Origin of the sequence: Streptomyces morookaense (assembly GCF_013030945.1) — a bacterium.
Classification (GTDB): Bacteria; Actinomycetota; Actinomycetes; order Streptomycetales; family Streptomycetaceae; genus Streptomyces; species Streptomyces morookaensis.
On record NZ_JABBXF010000080.1, the window covers coordinates 1 to 17,983 of the forward strand.

Genomic DNA, 17,983 nt, shown 5'->3' on the forward strand with positions numbered 1-17,983 from the left:
GCAGTGAGTGCAGCCAAGAGGCTTGAGATGCTGTCCCGGAACCGTGTCGGCTCCGTGGCAACTCGGAGAACACTACGCATCGGGTACACCCGTGTCAACCCGAGTCGGCACCCGCCTCGTTGGCCTCGTTCCGCCCGCTCAGTCCAGGTCCCGCAGCCGTCCGCCCGCGTCCGGCTGGGTGGTCTCGACCCGGCGAAGAAGCCGGATGAGCATCTCGCCGAGCCGGCCGCGCTCCTCGCCGGAGAGGTCCTGGAGCAGCTCCTCCTCGAAGACCGTCGCCATGCGCATGGCCTCCAGCCACTTGGAGCGGCCCTCTTCCGTGAGGCCGACGATGACGCGGACCCGGTTGTTCTCGTCGCGTTCGCGGGTGACGAGGCCTTCCGCGACCATCCGGTCGATGCGGTGGGTCATCGCCGCGGGGGTGAGCCCCAGTCGCTTGGCCAGGTCGCCGGGGCCCAGGCGGTACGGGACGCCGGCGAGGACGAGGGCCTTGAGGACCTCCCACTCGGCGTTGCTGATGCCGAGCTCGGCTGTCTGGCGCCCGTAGGCGACGTTCATACGCCGGTTGAGTCGGCTGAGCGCCGAGACGACCTTCTCCACCTGCGGATCGAGGTCCTGGAACTCGCGCTGGTACGCGGCGATCTGTTCTTCGATGCTCGGCTCGGCCGAGCCCGGTGTGTCGGGCATCCCCGCAGTATCCCACGACAGGTTCGCGTTAAAGCCCTTGGACGTGTACTCTTTAGCTTCGAACTTTACTGTTGAACTCTTCAGGCCTGGACTGTCCGTGTCGGGCCTTCTTCCTAGGGGGTGAGTGTGACCACCGCGATGGGCGCAGCACTGCGTCGGATCCAGCTGGGCAACGCGCTGAGCGCGTTCGGCAACGGCTTCACGATTCCGTTCCTGTTCATCTATGTGTCTCAGGTGCGGAATCTCGGTGCGAGCACGGCGGGCGTCGTGCTCGCGACGTTCGCCGTGGCCGCTCTTGTCGTGCTGCCCTTCACCGGCCGGGTGATCGACCGCCGGGGTCCGCTGCCTGTGGCCGTCGTGGGTGGTGTCGTCGCCGCCATGGGCTCCATGGGGCTGGGGCTCGCGGACAGCAAGGTCCTGGTGGTCGCCGCTGCGGCGGCGCTGGGCTCCGGTATGGCCGTGATCCAGCCGTCTCTGGCCACGATGATCGTGTGGTGCTCGACGACGGCCACCCGTTCCCGTGCGTTCGCGATGCAGTTCTTCATGAACAACCTCGGTCTGGGCATCGGTGGCCTGCTGGGCGGGCAGCTCGTGGACACCTCGGACCCGTCGAGCTTCGTCCGGCTGTTCGCGATCGAGTCCGTGATGTTCCTGGTGCTCGGTGCGACGGTGGCGACCGTGCGGCTGCCGAAGGTGCCCAGGGTCGACGACGCCGTGCCGACCGGGCGGGACGAGCAGGACGCTGCGGGCGGCTGGCGGGCTCTGCTGGCCGACCGGGCCATGGTGCAGCTGTCGGTGCTGGGCTTCGTGATGTTCTTCGCCTGCTACGGGCAGTTCGAGTCGGGTCTCGCGGCGTTCGCCGTCGAGGTCACGCGGATCTCGCCCGCGACGCTCGGCATGGCCCTCGCGGCGAACACGGCGGCGATCGTGCTGGCACAGTTCGTCGTCCTGAAGCTGGTCGAGCGGCGCCGGCGCAGCCGGGTGATCGCGCTGGTCGGGCTGATCTGGACGGTGGCGTGGCTCGCGGCCGGGGTGTCCGGGCTCGTCCCGGGGGTGCACGGGGTGGCGACGGCGCTGCTGATCTCCACGTACGCGCTCTTCGGCGTCGGCGAGTCCATGCTCTCCCCGACGCTGGCGCCGCTGGTGGCCGACCTGGCCCCGGCGCGGATGGTGGGGCAGTACAACTCCGCCTTCGCCCTGGTGAAGCAGCTGGCGCTGGCGATCGGTCCGGCGGCGGGCGGTCTGATCGCCGGGGCGGGGATGTTCGGGGTGTACATCGTGATGCTGGTCGTGTGCTCGCTCGGGATCTCGGTCCTGGCGCTGCGGCTGGGCCGCCGGCTCACAGCCGCGCAGGACAACCCGGTGCGGGCCGCGGTGGTGCGGCGCTCGGTGCCTGCCGAGAGTGCCGAGTGTGCCGGGAGTGTGGACGACCGGATGCCCGTATCCGTCTGAGTGGTCTGACCCGTCTGCACCTGTTGCTCTGAGATGCCTGTGGCCCGGAAACGCGAAGTTTCCGGGCCACAGGCATCTCCTATGTCTTGCCGTGTCCCGAGGGCAGTGCGAATTCGCACCAGACCGCCTTTCCGCCGCCCGGGGTGCGCCGTGAGCCCCAGGACGAGGCGATGGTCGCGATGATCGAGATGCCGCGGCCTGCCTCGTCGACGGGTTCCGCGCGGCGGCGGCGCGGCAGGTGGTCGTCGCCGTCGGTGACCTCGATGATCAGGCGGCGGTCGGTGCGGCGCAGCCGGAGCCGCATGGGGGGCGTGCCGTGCTGGAGAGAGTTGGCGACGAGTTCGCTGGCCGCCAGGACGCCCAGGTCGCGCAGGTCGTGGGGGAAGCGCCAGCTGGCGAGGACGCCGGAGGCGAAGGCGCGGGCGCGGGGTGCTGCTTCGACGCCGCCGAGGAGTTCGAGTGCGGCGTTGTGGAAGAGCTCGGCGTCGTGGCCGGTGCGGGCGGGGTGCTGGAGGACGAGGACGGCGACGTCGTCGTCGTGGTCGGCGGTGACGCCAAGGGTGCGGATCAGGCGGTCGCACATGACCTGGGGCGATCCGGTGGCGCCGGCGAAGGCGCGTTCCAGTGCGGCGACGCCGTCGTAGATGTCCTCGCCGCGCCGTTCGACGAGGCCGTCCGTATAGAGGACGGCGCTGGAGCCGGGGACGAGCGGGACCGTGCCGGAGGTGTGCAGCCAGCCGCCGGTGCCGAGCGGCGGGCCGGTGGGTTCGGCGGCGCGGCGGACGGTGCCGTCGGGGTCGCGGACGAGGATGGGCAGGTGGCCGGCGGAGGCGTAGACGAGGCGGCCCTCGTTGGGGTCGTGGACGGCGTAGACGCAGGTGGCGATCTGGGTGGCGTCGATCTCGGTGGCGAGGCCGTCGAGGAGCTGGAGGACCTCGTGGGGCGGGAGGTCGAGGCGGGCGTAGGCCCGTACGGCCGTGCGGAGCTGGCCCATGACGGCGGCGGCGCGGACACCGCGGCCCATGACGTCGCCGATGACGAGGGCGGTGCGGCCGGCGCCGAGGGTGATGACGTCGTACCAGTCGCCGCCGACGGCGGTGTCCTTGCCACCGGGCTGGTAGGTGGCGGCGACGCGGAGGTCGTCGGGCTGTTCGAGTTCCTGGGGGAGCAGGCTGCGCTGGAGGGTGACGGCGGCCTCGCGCTGGCGGCGCTCGCTGGCGCGCAGCCGTTCGGCGGCCTCGACCTGGTCGGTGACGTCGGCGGCGAAGACGAGGACGCCGGAGCGGCCGGGCTCGCTGCCGCCGGCGACCTGGATCGGGGAGCAGGTGAAGGTGTAGTAGCCGTGCCGGGCGTCGGCCGTGGTGACGCGGCGGGACTTGACCGTGCGGGGCTTGCCGCTGCGCAGGACCTGGTCCATCAGCGGGAGCAGGCCGAGTTCCTGGAACTCGGGGAGGGCGTCGCGGGCGGGGGCGCCGGGGGTGCGGGGGCCGAAGAGTGCGGCGTAGGCGTCGTTGACGTAGGCGATGCGGTGGTCGGGGCCGTGGACGACGGCGACGAGTGCGGGAACCTTGCCGAGGATGTCGTGGACGGGCAGCCCGTCGAGCGCGGGGGCGGGGGCGGCGCCGGGTTCGGTGCCGGGCCCGGGCGGGCTCTCGGCGCGGGCGGCGGGGACGGAGCCGCTCGCGCCGGCCGCGGCGGGCACGGGCTGTGGGGGCGTGGCGGAGGTGCGTTCGGCGCGCGCCGCTGCTCGGCGCTGTGTTCCGGGGAGCCGGGCGCTCCAGCGGGTGAAGTTCACTGAGGATTACCTCGCGGAGTCGTTCCGGATCAGCTCGGCGACGTGGGGTGGCTGAGCCGTCTGCCCGGCTCGGGGGCGCGGTCGGCGGTGCGGGGCCCGGGCCCCGGGGGAGTGCAGCAAACGTCCGAAACCTCATGATTATTACTCTTCGCAAGCACGAACCCACTCATGGTCACACGTCCAGTGTGGCCGACGGGACCGACATCCGTCAGACGCCGGGCCAGGCGGAGGAGTTCCGTGCTCCTGCCGCCGTCCGTCACCTGCTTCAACTCGCTTCCGGGTGACGCCCGGTGCCCGCCGCGAGTTCGAACTCGGCGCGGGGGTGTTCCAGTGAGCCGAGCGAGACGATCTCACGTTTGAACAGCCCGGCGAGGCACCACTCGGCGAGGATGCGCGCCTTGCGGTTGACGGTGGGGACGCGGCTGAGGTGGTAGGCGCGGTGCATGAACCAGGCGGGGTAGCCCTTGAGCTTCTTCCCGTAGACCTGTGCGACGCCCTTGTGCAGTCCGAGCGATGCGACGGAGCCGACGTACCGGTGGCGGTATTCCTGAAGGGGCTTGCCGCGCAGTGAGGCGAGCACGTTGCCGGCGAGGACCCTGGCCTGGCGGACGGCGTGCTGGGCGTTGGGGGCGCACTCGGTGCCGGGCTGTTCGGCGGTGAGGTCGGGGACGGCTGCCGCGTCTCCGGCCGACCAGGCGTGCTCGACGCCTTCGATGCGCAGTTCGGCCGTGCACTTGAGTCGCCCGCGCTCGGTGAGCGGCAGGCCGGTGGCGGCGAGGACCGGGTGGGGTTTGACGCCGGCGGTCCATACGAGGGTGCGGGTGGGCAGGCGTGAGCCGTCGCTGAGGACGGCGATGCGGTTCTCGCAGGAGTCGAGGCGGGTGCCGAGGCGTACGTCGATGTTGCGGCCGCGCAGCTCGCGGACGGCGTAGCGGCCCATCTCCTCGCCGACTTCGGGGAGGATCCGGTCCGTTGCCTCGACGAGGACGAACTTCAGGTCGTCCGGGCGGAGGTTGTGGTAGTAGCGCGCGGCGTAGCGGGCCATGTCCTCCAGTTCGGCGAGGGCCTCCACGCCCGCGTACCCGCCGCCGACGAAGACGAAGGTGAGGGCGGCGTCGCGGACCTGGGGGTCGCGGGTGGAGGAGGCGATGTCCATCTGTTCGAGGACGTGGTTGCGCAGGCCGATGGCCTCCTCGACGGTCTTGAAGCCGATGCCGTGGTCGGCGAGACCGGGGACGGGGAGGGCGCGGGAGACGGAGCCGGGCGCGAGGACGAGTTCGTCGTAGGGGATGTCGATCGTGCCGGTGCCCTCCTCCTCCGCGGCGAGGGTCTTGACGGTCGCGGTGCGCGCGGCGTGGTCGACGGCCGTGGCCTCGCCGACGACGATCTCGCAGTCGCCCAGCGTGCGACGCAGGGGGACGACGACGTGCCGCGGCGAGATGGATCCCGCGGCGGCCTCGGGGAGGAAGGGCTGATAGGTCATGTACGCCTCGGGGTTGACCACCACGATCTCGGCCTCGCCGCGCCTGGCCTCCCGTTGGAGGTGCAGTGCGGTGTACAGGCCCACGTAGCCGCCGCCGACCACCAGAATGCGCGCCGGTTCCTTCGTCAAGGCTGCCCCTTCATGGTCCTCTTCGTGGTCCCCGCGCCCTGCGCCTGCCCCGCACTCCTTCCCATGACGCACCCGTGGCCGGGGTTTGTCCACAGGCCCTGCGAAATGTACGACTGGCGCCGGAGCTGATCCCTCCGTGCGAACGCCCTGCTGAGCGCATACGTATGCGCAGGTCAGAGGGGTTCGGACGGGGTGGCGGGGGTGTGTGGAAGCGGAGGAGACCGGGCCCGTACTCCAATCGGGGACGGGCTGTGCGGAACTACCCCCTTCTTTCTTGACCGGGGCTCAACTATGTTCGTACTCCGTCGGGGTGTCGAGACGTGCCCCGGCAGTCAGGGCGGGGAGTCTCCGGGGGGAGACGTCATAACCGGGGGAACGTATGCACATTCAGAGCTCTCATTGGTCTGCGTCCGCTGCTGTCGCGACGCCTGACGGTGCTTCCGGGCGCAACACGCCGCTGCGTGTGGACGCCCAGCGCAATCTCGAGCATGTCCTGCGCGCGGCTCGCGAGGTCTTCGGCGAGCTGGGGTACGGGGCGCCGATGGAGGACGTGGCGCGCCGGGCCCGGGTCGGTGTGGGGACGGTGTACCGCCGCTTCCCGAGCAAGGACGTCCTGGTCCGGCGGATAGCCGAGGAGGAGACGGCGCGGCTGACCGAGCAGGCGCGGACGGCGCTGGGGCAGGAGGACGAGCCGTGGTCGGCGCTGTCCCGGTTCCTGCGCACGTCGGTGGCGTCGGGCGCGGGCCGGCTGCTCCCGCCGCAGGTCCTGCGGGTCGGTGTGGACGTCGAGTCCGAGGAGGCCCGGGCGGGCCAGGAGCGGCTCCAGCCGCACGTGCAGCCCGGTGCACCGGAGCGGCCGGTGCACGCTCCGCAGGTCGCGGCGCAGCCGGCCGCGGACCGGGCGCGGGTGCCGCAGCAGCGGCAGCCGGGAGTCACGGGTGGCCAGTTGCACGAGCTGCGGCTGGTCGAGCAGCGGCCGTCCGTGGTCGAGGAGCGGAGCGATGCAGGTGCTGCGGCCCTGCTGGATGTCGTCGGCCGGCTGGTGGAGCGGGCCCGCTCCGCGGGTGAGCTGCGGCCCGATGTGACGGTGGCGGACGTGCTGCTGGTGATAGCCACGGCGGCGCCCTCGCTGCCGGATGCGGCGCAGCAGGCGGCGGCGTCCTCGCGACTGCTGGACATCCTGCTGGAGGGGCTGCGTTCGCGTCCCGTGGCGTGATCGCGCGCGTACCTGCGTCGCCATTGCACCCGGAAGTGGGGAAGGCCGTTCGCCGGTCTTCCCCGAACGGGTGAGCATCTGGGCTCTCCTGTACGAGTGATGCTCGGACGAGTGGTTGCTGTTCCGGCTCTGCCGCAAATGCACCCCTGTGTGCCAGTCTTACCCGGAGTACGGGTGTGCAGGCGTGTACAGGAGCCTCCGTTATGGGAGTTGACGGGCGGAAAGAGCGGCACGGGAGAGACGAGGCGGACGAGCCGCCTGATGCTCATGCGCCCGGGCGTCGGGAGCAGCGGGGCCATGTGCCCGGCCAGGGCCGGGCGTTGCCGCCCGGCTCGTCCGGCGCCCCGGGCTCTGTCTCCTCTCCCCCGGCGCTGCCTCCCGGGCCGTCGTCGGACGGTCCGTCCGCTGCTGCTGCGGGAGTTCCGCAGCAGCGGGACGGTGCAGAGATGCCGCCGTCGGACCTGGAGCTGGTCGCGCAGATGCGCAGCGGCGAGGGCACGGCGTACGAGGAGCTGTACCGGCGCCATGCCGATGCGGTCCGCCGCTATGCCAGGACGTGTTGCCGTGACGAGCACACCGCGGAGGACCTCACCCATGAGGTGTTCGCCCGCACCCTGCAAGCCGTGCAGGGCGGGGCGGGCCCGGAGACGGCGGTCCGCGCGTATCTGCTGACCACGGTGCGCCGGGTCGCGGCAGCTTGGGCGCGGACGGTCAAGCGGGAGCAACTGGTCGAGGATTTCGCGGTCTTCGCCTCGTCCGCCGAGCGCAGGCCCAGTGCCGCCGACGAGGACACGCTCGACCTGGGCGCGGACGTACGGGCCATGCAGGAGGCCGAGGAGTCGCTGGCCGTGCAGGCGTTTCGCAGCCTGCCGGAGCGGTGGCAGACGGTGCTGTGGCACACCACCGTGGAGGAGGAGCCGCCGAGCGAGGTGGCTCCGCTGCTGGGGCTGTCGGCCAATGCGACGGCCGTGCTCGCGCTGCGTGCCCGCGAGGGGCTCAAACAGGCCTATCTGCAGGCCCATGTGAGCGCCTCGCTCACCTCCGGCGGCGACTGCGCGCAGTACGCCGACCGGCTCGGCGCCTACGCGCGGGGCCGGCTGCGGACGCGGGCCGAGCGCGGAATGCGCAGGCACCTGGAGAGCTGCGCGCGGTGCCGCATGGCCGCGCTGGAGGTCGCGGACGTCAATGCGCGGCTGCGGTCGCTGCTGCCGGTGGCGGTCGTCGGCTGGTTCGCCGCGGGGTATTCGCTCAAGGCCGCTGCGGGGCTTGCGGCAGGGGCGGCGAGTGCAGCAGGTGCGGCGGGCGCCGCGGCGTCGGCCTCGGCGGCCGGGGGGAGCAGTGCGGGTTCGGGCGCGGGTTCGGGGGGCGGCGCGGCGGCGTCGTCGCTGAAGCTCGGCATTGCGGTCGGGGCCGTGCTCACCGCGGGCGGTGTGATGGCGTACGCGCTGGTGGGCGGTTCGTCCGCGCCGGTGGAGAGCCCGCGGGCCGTCCGGGCGGCGACGGCCGCGCCGGTGACGCCGGCTCCCGAGTCGGAGCCGCCGGAGCGGCCGTCGCCGAGCCCGACGTGGGGATCGGTGGCGATGGCGCCTGCGGTGCGCCCGTCGTCGACGCCGTCGTCACGCGCCGAGCGGGCGCATCCCCCGGCCACGCACCGCGCGACGCCGCGCGCCACACCATCGGCCTCCCTGCCGCGTCCCAAGCCGTCCCCGACGCCCTCCCCCTCGGTCGGGCCGTCCTCTCCGCCCGCCGGGCTTCCGGTGGTCTACCGGCTCGACGAGCTGACCTACGAGGACATCGGTGACGGCACCAGGCCGGAGATCCGGCTGGCCGACAGCGACTGGCTGTGGCAGCGCCAGGGCCTGCGGGTCGGCGGCAGGGAGTACCGCGACGGGGCGAGTGTGCACGCGGATTCGTCGGTGGCCGTCGAACTGAACCGCTCCTGCCGGACGTTCGACGCGGTGGCAGGCCTCGACGACATGTCGATGGGGTTCGGTGCGGTCCGGTTCTCCGTGTACGCGGACGGCGAGCGCCTGTGGAACTCCGGGGTGGTACGGGGCGGGGATCCGGGCGTCCCGGTGCGCGTCCCGCTGACGGGTCGGCAGACGATCCGGCTGACGGTGGAGCCGGTTTCGGCGGCCGACCGGGCCGCCGTTGCGGACTGGGCGCTGGGGAGGCTGACGTGTGACTGACCGGCCGGCTGCCGGTCCGCGCGCCTAGGCCCCCCAGTGCCCCGGCCGCACCAGCCCGTCCGGCAGCTTCGTCGCCGCATCCCCCTTGGCCGCGTTCAGCTGCGGCTGGGTGAGGAAGAAGCTGCCGGTCAGGTCGGCGCCGGAGAGGTCTGCATCGCGCAGGTCGGCCCCGATGAGGTCCGCGCTGCGCAGGTCCGCGCCCGACAGGTCGGCGGCGATGAGGTATGCGCCGCGCAGATTGGCGCCACGGAGGTCGGCGCCCTTCAGGCGAGCGCCCATGAGGTCCGCTCCGCGGTGGTTCTTCGCCTTCCGGCCCACGGCTCCCCGCACCAGCTCGCTGGTGCGCAGCAGCAGCACGTTGACGTCCTGCCGGTGGGCGGCGACGTCCAGCTCGCGCAGCGCCTCGGGGCTCTGGCCGGCGAGACGCTCGGTGGTGGCGAGCAGCTTGCGGAGGTCGGCGTGCACCGGCCGGGCCGCCGGGAGCGTCAGCGCTTCCGTCAGGTACCACAGCAGCTCGTGCAGCTGCCGTACGACGGGGAAGACGGCGAACATCTGCTCCGCGGTCCCCCGGTCCTGCCTCCAGTCGCGCCCGCCGAAGGTGTCCTGGGAGACCTTCTGGCCCGCGCCGAAGCAGTCGTAGACGGTGCAGCCGGGGAAGCCCTTGTCCCGGAGGCGGGCGTGGATGCCGCAGCTGAAGTCCGTCTGCAGGTTGGAGCACGGCTTGCCCGCGTCCTTGGTGACCGCGAAGTCGGCGGAGGCGGCGAAGGGCAGTGCGACGCAGCACAGCCCGAAGCAGTTGCTGCAGTCACCCTGCAGGACGGCGAGGGCGGTCCGGTCGGCTTCGGGCGCCGCCGCCCCGTGGCCCGTGCGCTGGTCCGCACGCTCCCGGAAACGTTTCTCCGAATGCTCCGGACGTTCAGACCTCTCAGAACGCTCCGGACGCCCCGGGCGCTTCCCGCCCCGCTTGGCCGGACGCTCCGGGCGCTCGGAGCGCCGCCGCTCCGGACGTTCAGGACGTCTCTCCGCACGCTTCTCGGACACTGTTCCCGTCCCGTCCCTGTTTCCCCGTGGATCCCCGGCCGCCCGGCGGCCGCAGCTTCCATTCTGGGACCGGCGTCAAATCCCGGGCCTCGGCGTCACCGTCACCCCGCCCGCCACGGCGCGCTGCCGGGGCGCGGACGGGCCCGTCCAGCAGGTGCCGCGGCGTGCGAGCAGGCGGCGGAGCCACAGCTCCGTGGAGACCAGGTCCGCGAGGCCGTCCAGGGGCAGCGCCTCCCCGCCCGCCGCCGCGCGCAGCGCACCCCGGACGACGCGGGCCTCGACCAGTCCCGCGTCCGCGAGGAGCGGGGTGTCGAAGAGGGCGAGCAGTGAGCTGAGGGAGGTGTGGAGCCCGGCGCGCACGGCCGCCGCGTGGGAGGCGTGGGAGGTGGCGCCCCAGCCGGCCGGCAGGTCCCGGATGCCGGCACCGGCCAGGACCGCGCGCAGCACCGAGGCGCGCGCCCCGGGCTGTACCCGGAGCGCCTCGGGGAGCGCGCGGCAGGCGCGTACGACCTGGTTGTCGAGAAAGGGGGTGTGCAGCCGCTGGCCGCGGATCTCCGTGGCCTGTTCGAAGATGCGGTGGTCCGCCGCGTAGCGGGCGAGGGCTGCCGCGGCGCGTCGTTCGCCGGGCCGTTGCTGCAGTGCTGCGGGCCGGAGGGCCGCGCCGTGGAGGCGAACCGATACTTCGGCGAGGGCCTCTCCGGTCAGCCAGCGTGCGGCCGGTCCCGGCCGTACCCACGTGAGCGCGGCGAGCGAGGCGTCGACGGCTCCTGTCGTCCCGCCGCCCGGGCCCGCCGCTCCCGTCGGACGGAGCAGCCGTGCTGCTGCTTCTTCCAGTCCTTCCCGGTACGTCATCCGTGCGAGCCGGCGTGCCGCCCGGTAGACGGTGAAGGGAACGAAGAGGGAGTGCGCGGAGGGGCCGTCGGCGCGGGCCAGTGCGGAGACCGGCCGGAGCAGGTGACGCCTGCGGCGGTCCATCAACAGGTCGGCCAGACGTGCCGGATGAGCGTCAAGTACTTGTCGGGCGCCATGTCCGACGAAGTGGTCCGCGCTGCCGGCGGCCAGCCGTCGGCGGTGGCGTTCGGCGGTGACGAGCGAGGGGCCCGGTTCATCGGTCAGCGGGCCGCGGTCGAGGTCTGCGTACGGAAGGGCCTCGGCCCCGGCGGCGACGACCACGTGGTGCAGCCGCGGGTTCGCGGCGAGGGCGCGGGCCCGTTCGAGTTCGGCCTCGCGGGTGCGGACGGGGCCGCCGGCCAGGTCGTTGAAGGTGACGGCCAGGAGGCGTTCGCCCGTGCCGCTGCCGTGTCCGAGCGGTGTGCCGGGGATGCCGGGCAGGCCGGCGGCGAGCAGGGCGAGCGTTGCGGAGGCGCTGCCGCCGGAGAGGTCGGCGCCGATTCCGGGGGCCGGCCCGCTGCCGCGTGCGGTGCGCCGGAAGGCCGGGCCCATGCCGGGGACGGGGCCGGGGTCGCGGTCCCCCAAGGGGTGGGCGGGGGCGTGCCGCGGGGCGGCGAACCGGGCCCGTACCGCCTCGACGAGGGCGTCCCGCACGCCCGACACGGCTTGTTCGGCGGCGAGTTGGGGGGCGGCGACGGCGAGCGAGGCCTGGGGTTCGTAGCCGGTGACGTCCCGTGCGCCGTCGCGCAGCACGAGCGCGTGCCCCGGGGGCACGCGCCGCACGCCCGCGTAGGGGGTGCCGTCGCCGAGCGCCTCCGGGGAGTCGGGGCAGGCGAGCAGTGCTGCGAGGTACCCGATGTCGAGCTGGGCCTCGACGAGGTCGGCGAGCGGAAGCGCGGCGGTGGCGTAGGCGGTGCCGCCGGACCAGGAGGTGTGGAAGACCGGCCGGGCGCCGGCCAGGTCGCCGACGACGGTCAGGCGGCGGCCGACCTGGGCGACGGCGGTGTAACTGCCGGGCCAGGCGGTCAGATGCCGCAATGCGCCGCCGCGGGCGGCGAGCAGTCCGCCGCGCAGGGCGTCGTCGCTCGCGCCGCACCGGCCGAGCACGGCGAGGCGGGTGAGGGAGGCCCCGGCGTGGACGACGCGGATCTCGTCGGGCCGCCAGTCGCCGACGGCCCACAGCGGAGCCGGTCCGTCCCACAGGAGTTGGGCGCCCACGGGCTGCACCGGTCCCGCTTCGGTCCCGTGCGGCGCGGCCCCGTTCCCGGCTCCGGAGGCGGTGCAGCTCCACCCCACCAACCAGCGCATTGCCGCCTCCACAGGCTGTGGACAATCAACAGGTAGCAGTCATCATGCACAGCGAAGCGGCGGTTTCGACATCCGGAAGACGACACCTGGACGCACCGGGAATGCAGTGCGGCGGCCAACTCGCCCGAAACCAGGGTGAAGTGCCGCGCCGTCACGGCTGTGCACGGGCCATGCTGCCACGGGAACGGGCCGCGCCCCGCACTCGTACGCGCGTGTCCTCGAACGCCCGCCACGGCTGGATCCGGCCAAAATCGGGCCGTCCGCTTATCGGGGATTCAGGGGGGCGCACTCGGGCAAGTGCTTCCACAGGCGGCACCGGTGCGGCGCCGACTGCCGTGCGACGCAAGGCGATGGCCGCCGTGCACAGCCGCGCGAGGACGCCCGGGACGCCGCAGGCCCACGCCCGGACGGAAGTCCGACAGATGCCCGACAGGCCCGCAATATGACAGTCCGGGAGGCGCTGACCACCTCCCGGACCGTACCGCCGCCCGCGGGGAATGAGGCGACGGCTTCCCCCAGCCCACTGGATCCAGTTGCAGCGGGCCAACCCACGCTCCTCCATGGAACCGCTCCCGCAGTGGCGCGGACAGAGCGCACGGCAGGCGCACGGCCACACACAACCGGAGCACGTGCCCCTCGATGCACGCACATACGGGCCTGAATCTCGCCATCCGGGACAACACCTCTTAACGGTCGGGATGCGGGGAACTACGCTGGGTTTACGAATGCCCCGTGCCTATGCCGGGGCGGGCGCCGTGTCGTCGAGGGGTGCGCATGTCCAGGGAGCCGCGCGGACCGAACGAGAAGCTGGGCACCGTTCTCGCCCTCGCAGGGATCAGCAACGCCGGCCTGGCCCGACGGGTCAACGACCTTGGTGCGCAGCGGGGTTTGACCCTTCGCTACGACAAGACATCCGTCGCCCGATGGGTCTCCAAGGGCATGGTCCCGCAGGGCGCCGCCCCCCATCTGATCGCCGCCGCGATAGCGGGCAAGCTCGGCCGCCCCGTTCCGCTGCACGAAATCGGCCTCGCCGACGCCGATCCCGCGCCGGAGGTGGGGCTCTCCTTTCCGCGCGATGTCGGCCAGGCGGTGCGCAGTGCCACCGAGCTCTACCGGCTGGATCTCGCCGGTCGCCGTGCGGGCGGGGGCATTTGGCAGAGCCTGGCCGGTTCCTTCTCCGTCAGCGCGTACTCCACGCCCGCCTCGCGCTGGCTGATAACGCCTGCCGACAGCTCCGTCGCCCGCGAACCCCTCCAGGTGGTCAGGGAGGGCGGGACGGGCAGCGGCGACAGCAGCAACGGCAGTGCGTCCGGCGCCGGATGCTCCGGCCCGGACTGCGGTTTAGTGCAGCGTGTCGGCCACAGCGATGTGACGAAACTGCGCGAGGCGGCGGACGAGGCCCGCCGCTGGGACTCCAAGTACGGTGGCGGGGACTGGCGTTCGTCGATGGTGCCGGAGTGCCTGCGGGTGGACGCGGCACCGCTGCTGCTCGGTTCGTACAGCGACGATGTGGGGCGTGCCCTGTTCGGCGCCACCGCCGAACTCACCCGGCTGGCCGGGTGGATGGCCTTCGACACCGGTCAACAGGAGGCTGCGCAGCGGTATTACATCCAGGCGCTGCGCCTGGCCCGGGCGGCGGCCGACGTCCCGCTCGGCGGCTACGTGCTCGCGTCGATGAGCCTGCAGGCCACCTACCGCGGTTACGCGGACGAGGGCGTGGACCTCGCGCAGGCCGCGCTGGAGCGCAACCGCGGCCTGGCCACGGCCCGGGCGATGAGCTTCTTCCGGCTGGTCGAGGCGCGCGCCCACGCGAAGGCGGGGGACGCGGCCGCCTGCGGGGCGGCGCTCAAGGCCGCCGAGGGCTGGCTGGAGCGGTCGCGCCCGGGGGACGCGGACCCGTCCTGGCTCGACTTCTACACCCAGGAGCGGTTCGCCGCCGACGCCGCCGAGTGCTACCGCGACCTGCGCATGCCCCGCCAGGTGCAGCGCTTCACCGAGCAGGCGCTGGCCCGTCCCACCGAGGAGTACGTGCGCTCGCACGGCCTGCGGCTGGTGGTGTCGGCCGTGGCCGAGCTGGAGTCGGGCAACCTGGACGCGGCCTGCGCCGCGGGAGCCAGGGCGGTGGAGGTCGCCGGACGGATCTCGTCGGCGCGCACGACCGAGTACGTGCGCGACCTGCTGCACCGCCTGGAGCCGTACGGCCACGAGCCGCGGGTGGTCGAACTGCGCGAGCGGGCACGGCCGCTGCTGGTCGCCCCGGCGTGACGGGGCGGCCCGCCGGCGCCCGGCGGGTGGTTGAACGGCGGCCGGAGCGGGAACCCCAGGTCATGGCCGTGCGTCAGCAAGATCGATGACCGGGTTTCGGCCCATTGTCAGTGGCACACGTCATCATGGGAACCGTGGGCGCGGGGACGGGCACGGTTCAGACGCGGGACGGTCGCGGGGAGGTGGCGTGATGGCGGCGGCGTACGACTGCGATGTGCTGGTCGTCGGGGGCGGGATCGTGGGCCTCTCGACGGCGTATGCGCTCACGCGCGCCGTGCCGGGCACGCGGGTCGTCGTGCTGGAGAAGGAGAGCGGTCCGGCCCGCCACCAGACGGGCCGCAACAGCGGAGTGATCCACAGCGGGATCTACTACCGCCCCGGCTCGCTCAAGGCACGGTTCGCGGTGCAGGGCGCGGCGGAGATGGTGAAGTTCTGCGCCGAGCACGGCCTGCCGCACGAGGTCACGGGCAAGCTGATCGTCGCCACCGAGCGCGCGGAGTTGCCCCGCCTGCACGCCCTGGTCCAGCGCGGCCGGGCGAACGGCATCCCGGTCCGCGAGCTGGGCCGCGCCCAGATAGCGGAGTACGAGCCGCGGGTGCGGGGCCTCGGGGCCATCCGTGTCGGCACGACGGGCGTGTGCGACTTCGGCGCGGTGGCGGAGCGCCTGGCCGGACTCGCGGAGGACGCGGGGGCGTCCGTGCGGTACGGCGCGGAGGTGCGCGTGATCGGCCGGCGCGGCTCGGCGGTCGCGGTGCGCACGGCGCGGGGCGAGGTGCTGCGGGCGCGGGCCCTGGTCAACTGCGCGGGGCTGCACAGCGATGCGGTGGCCCGGATGGCGGGTGACGATCCGGGGGCGCGGATCGTCCCGTTCCGCGGCGAGTACTTCGAGCTGCGCCCGGAGCGCACGGACCTGGTCCGCGGCCTGGTCTATCCGGTGCCGGACCCGGCCTTCCCGTTCCTGGGCGTCCACCTCACCCGTGGCATCGAGGGCCATGTGCACGTGGGGCCGAATGCGGTGCCCGCTCTCGCGCGCGAGGGCTACGCCTGGCATGTGGTGCGCCCGTCGGAGCTGGCGGGGACGCTCGCCTATCCCGGCACGTGGCGGATAGCGAGGCGCCACTGGCGGTACGGGGCGGGCGAGGTGCAGCGCTCCCTGTCGAAGCGCGCGTTCACGGAGACGGTGCGGCGACTCCTTCCGGAGGTGACGGAGGACGACCTGATACCGGCCCCGTCCGGGGTCCGGGCGCAGGCGGTGCTGCGGGACGGCTCGCTGGTGGACGACTTCCTGTTCGCGGAGTCGCCGCGAATGGTGCACGTGCTGAACGCGCCGTCGCCGGCGGCGACGGCGTCGCTGCCGATCGGGCGCGAGGTGGCACGGAGGGTGCTGGCGGGTCTGTGAGCGCCCCGAAGGGGCGCGAGGCGTTGACATATGCGGTTCCGCCGCGTGGGCGCGAGCAACCACAACCGACCCGCAGCTGACGCGCGACGCTCACCGCGCAGGCGCATAGACCCGCACATAGTCGACCACCATCTGGTTGGGGAACGGAGTTCCCCCGTCCGGTGCGCCGGGCCAGTCGCCCCCGACCGCCAGGTTGAGCAGCAGATAGTGCGGGTGGTCGAACACCCACCGCTGCCCGCGCCGCAGCTGCCCCGACCGGGCCGTTCCGTACACCTTGCCGTCCAGCAGCCACGTCACCTTTCCGGGGCTCCAGTCCACCCGGTACGTGTGGAAGTCGTCGGACAGGCTCCCGCCGTGCAGGCTCATGTGCTGCTCGAGCCCCTTCGCCACGTATCCGGGGCCGTGCACGGCGCCGTGCACGGTGCAGGGCTGGTGCCCGAGGACCTCCATCACGTCGATCTCGCCGTTGCCCGGCCAGGCGACCCGGTCGACGTTGGCCCCGAGCATCCAGAAGGCGGGCCACATCCCCTTGCCCTTCGGGACCTTGATCCGCGCCTCGAAGCGCCCGTAGGCCTGGGAGAACTTGCCCTTGGTCGTGATCCGCCCGGAGGTGATGTCGCAGGGCCCGACCGTGCAGTGCATCCACGGCAGCCGTTCCCGCCGCGCGCTGATCACGAGGTGGCCGTCGCCGTCCAGGGCCACGTTCTCGTGCCGGTCGGTGTAGTACTCCCATTCGTGGTTGCCCCACTGCGGCTCGGCGCCGCGGTCGAAGCTCCACTTCGCGGGGTCGGGCCCGCGGTAGGAGGGCCCCCGGAACTCGTCCGCCCAGACGAGCCGCCAGTTGCCGCGCTCGCGTGGGGCGGCGGCGTCGTCGCGGGAGCCGTCGGCGGGCTGCCCGACGTGGCAGCCGGAGAGCAGTCCGGCGGTGACCAGGAGCGTCAGCGCCGAGAGCCGGGCGGCGGCGGGAAGAAAGCGCGGCCCCGTACGCCGTTTCGTCCGCCCTCTCGTATGCGTGCGCCCTCTCGTACGTGATCCCGTGGGTGATCCCGTACGTGTTCTCGTAGGCGATCTCATTGCGAATGTCCGTCTCGTGCGGGTGCGGGCGCCCTGGCGGGCCGAGCGAGAAGGATCGTAAAAGCTGACATATCAGACTTTGGGTGTCGACACGGCGAGCCCGGCCCGGAGTGCCCCGTGCGGCTGCCCGCAGCCGGGTCCCGTCCTCCGGATCCGGGCCCAACGGCCCGGGACGCCGCGATCGCCGCGCCCGTAGACTGGCAGGACTGTGTCCGAGAACCTCACCCCCACCCAGTCCGCGCCCGTCCCGGCCCAGGCTCCCGCCCGTGCGGAGCAGCCCCGCAGGGACCGGTCGGAGCCGATGTTCCCCGACGGCCCGGTGGCGGACCCGGCGGGTTCGCACCACGAGCGCCGCATCCGCTCGTTCCAGCCGCGCCGCAGCCGGGTCACGCCCGGACAGGGCGAGGCGCTGCGCCGCCTGTGGCCCACGTGGGGCCTCGACATCGACGGGCTCAGCCGGCTGGACCTCGGCGAGCTCTTCGGCGACCCGGCGCTGCCCGTCGTCCTGGAGATCGGCTTCGGCATGGGCGAGGCCACGGCGCAGATGGCGGCGGCCGACCCCGGCACCGGCATCCTGGCCTGCGACGTCCACACCCCCGGCCAGGGCAATCTGCTGAACCTCGCCGAGCGGGGCGGCCTCACCAACGTCCGCGTGGCGAACGGCGACGCGATCATCCTCCTCCGCGAGATGCTCGCCCCCGATTCGCTCGCCGGCCTCCGCGTCTACTTCCCGGACCCCTGGCCCAAGAAGCGCCACCACAAGCGCCGTCTGATCCAGCCGGAGTTCCTGACCCTGGCCGCGTCCCGTCTCGCGCCGGGCGCGCTGCTGCACTGCGCGACGGACTGGGAGCCGTACGCCGAGCAGATGCTGGAGGTCCTGACGGCGGCGCCCGAGTTCGAGAACACCCAGGCCGACGGCGGCTTCGCCCCGCGCCCGGAGTTCCGCCCGCTGACCCGCTTCGAGGGCCAGGGCCTCGACAAGGGCCACGTCGTCCGTGACCTGCTGTTCCGTCGCAAGGCGTCGTAGGGGCCGGGCACTTCGTTAGGGTCAATG

General features: G+C 73.1%; 12 protein-coding genes. 6 read left to right on the forward strand and 6 right to left on the reverse strand.

Annotated features, from left to right (window positions below):
• Positions 1-138: 138 nt before the first annotated feature.
• Entirely contained in the window at positions 139-687 is a 549-nt protein-coding gene (locus HG542_RS27790; protein ID WP_171086156.1) for a MarR family winged helix-turn-helix transcriptional regulator, read from the reverse strand.
• 126 nt (positions 688-813) lie between these two features.
• Here HG542_RS27790 and HG542_RS27795 point away from each other — a divergent pair, with 126 nt between their 5' ends.
• Positions 814-2,139 carry an MFS transporter gene (locus HG542_RS27795; protein ID WP_171086158.1) on the forward strand — a complete coding sequence of 442 codons (1,326 nt, stop codon included), beginning with the start codon at positions 814-816 and terminating at the stop codon, positions 2,137-2,139.
• Between the two features lie 79 nt (positions 2,140-2,218).
• On the opposite strand, the gene HG542_RS27800 is transcribed toward HG542_RS27795, so the two are convergent.
• Both HG542_RS27800 and HG542_RS27805 read right to left on the reverse strand, forming a co-directional pair.
• Entirely contained in the window at positions 2,219-3,934 is a 1,716-nt protein-coding gene (locus tag HG542_RS27800) for an ATP-binding SpoIIE family protein phosphatase (RefSeq protein ID WP_171086160.1), read from the reverse strand.
• Positions 3,935-4,199: 265 nt separating this feature from the next.
• Complete coding sequence (locus HG542_RS27805) at positions 4,200-5,546, reverse strand: NAD(P)/FAD-dependent oxidoreductase (RefSeq protein WP_176607058.1); 1,347 nt, start codon at positions 5,544-5,546, stop codon at positions 4,200-4,202.
• Between the two features lie 379 nt (positions 5,547-5,925).
• Between HG542_RS27805 and HG542_RS27810 the strand changes: the two genes are divergently transcribed.
• Positions 5,926-6,762 carry a TetR/AcrR family transcriptional regulator gene (locus HG542_RS27810; protein ID WP_171086162.1) on the forward strand — a complete coding sequence of 279 codons (837 nt, stop codon included), beginning with the start codon at positions 5,926-5,928 and terminating at the stop codon, positions 6,760-6,762.
• 203 nt (positions 6,763-6,965) lie between these two features.
• Positions 6,966-8,951 (forward strand): sigma-70 family RNA polymerase sigma factor, encoded by a 1,986-nt coding sequence (locus HG542_RS27815; protein ID WP_171086164.1) that lies wholly within the window; start codon positions 6,966-6,968, stop codon positions 8,949-8,951.
• A 24-nt stretch (positions 8,952-8,975) separates the two neighbouring features.
• Here the strand turns inward: HG542_RS27815 and HG542_RS27820 are convergent, their stop codons facing one another.
• Together HG542_RS27820 and HG542_RS27825 are read right to left on the reverse strand one after the other, a co-directional pair.
• Positions 8,976-9,767, reverse strand: coding sequence for a pentapeptide repeat-containing protein (locus HG542_RS27820; RefSeq protein WP_176607062.1), 792 nt, complete (start codon positions 9,765-9,767; stop codon positions 8,976-8,978).
• A 300-nt stretch (positions 9,768-10,067) separates the two neighbouring features.
• Positions 10,068-12,191: an asparagine synthase-related protein gene (locus tag HG542_RS27825; protein ID WP_171086166.1), complete on the reverse strand. Its 2,124-nt coding sequence runs from the start codon at positions 12,189-12,191 to the stop codon at positions 10,068-10,070.
• Positions 12,192-12,965: 774 nt separating this feature from the next.
• Here HG542_RS27825 and HG542_RS27830 point away from each other — a divergent pair.
• Positions 12,966-14,456, forward strand: coding sequence for an NsdA family TPR-like regulatory protein (locus tag HG542_RS27830; RefSeq protein ID WP_171086168.1), 1,491 nt, complete (start codon positions 12,966-12,968; stop codon positions 14,454-14,456).
• Between the two features lie 190 nt (positions 14,457-14,646).
• Positions 14,647-15,855: an L-2-hydroxyglutarate dehydrogenase gene (gene lhgD / locus HG542_RS27835; protein WP_171086224.1), complete on the forward strand. Its 1,209-nt coding sequence runs from the start codon at positions 14,647-14,649 to the stop codon at positions 15,853-15,855.
• A gap of 90 nt (positions 15,856-15,945) precedes the next feature.
• Here the strand turns inward: lhgD and HG542_RS27840 are convergent, their stop codons facing one another.
• Entirely contained in the window at positions 15,946-16,929 is a 984-nt protein-coding gene (locus tag HG542_RS27840; protein WP_171086170.1) for a glycoside hydrolase family 16 protein, read from the reverse strand.
• A 208-nt stretch (positions 16,930-17,137) separates the two neighbouring features.
• Between HG542_RS27840 and trmB the strand changes: the two genes are divergently transcribed.
• Positions 17,138-17,956 carry a tRNA (guanosine(46)-N7)-methyltransferase TrmB gene (gene trmB / locus HG542_RS27845; protein WP_171086172.1) on the forward strand — a complete coding sequence of 273 codons (819 nt, stop codon included), beginning with the start codon at positions 17,138-17,140 and terminating at the stop codon, positions 17,954-17,956.
• Positions 17,957-17,983 lie beyond the last annotated feature (27 nt).

What these genes read in the sequence shown, in the direction of transcription:
- HG542_RS27810 (WP_171086162.1), top strand. Translation starts at nt 5,926, where the DNA reads ATGCACATTCAGAGCTCTCATTGGTCTGCGTCCGCTGCTGTCGCGACG.
- lhgD (WP_171086224.1), top strand. Translation starts at nt 14,647, where the DNA reads ATGGCGGCGGCGTACGACTGCGATGTGCTGGTCGTCGGGGGCGGGATC.
- HG542_RS27830 (WP_171086168.1), top strand. Translation starts at nt 12,966, where the DNA reads ATGTCCAGGGAGCCGCGCGGACCGAACGAGAAGCTGGGCACCGTTCTC.
- HG542_RS27815 (WP_171086164.1), top strand. Translation starts at nt 6,966, where the DNA reads ATGGGAGTTGACGGGCGGAAAGAGCGGCACGGGAGAGACGAGGCGGAC.
- HG542_RS27825 (WP_171086166.1), bottom strand. Translation starts at nt 12,191, where the DNA reads ATGCGCTGGTTGGTGGGGTGGAGCTGCACCGCCTCCGGAGCCGGGAAC.
- HG542_RS27790 (WP_171086156.1), bottom strand. Translation starts at nt 687, where the DNA reads ATGCCCGACACACCGGGCTCGGCCGAGCCGAGCATCGAAGAACAGATC.
- HG542_RS27840 (WP_171086170.1), bottom strand. Translation starts at nt 16,929, where the DNA reads ATGAGATCGCCTACGAGAACACGTACGGGATCACCCACGGGATCACGT.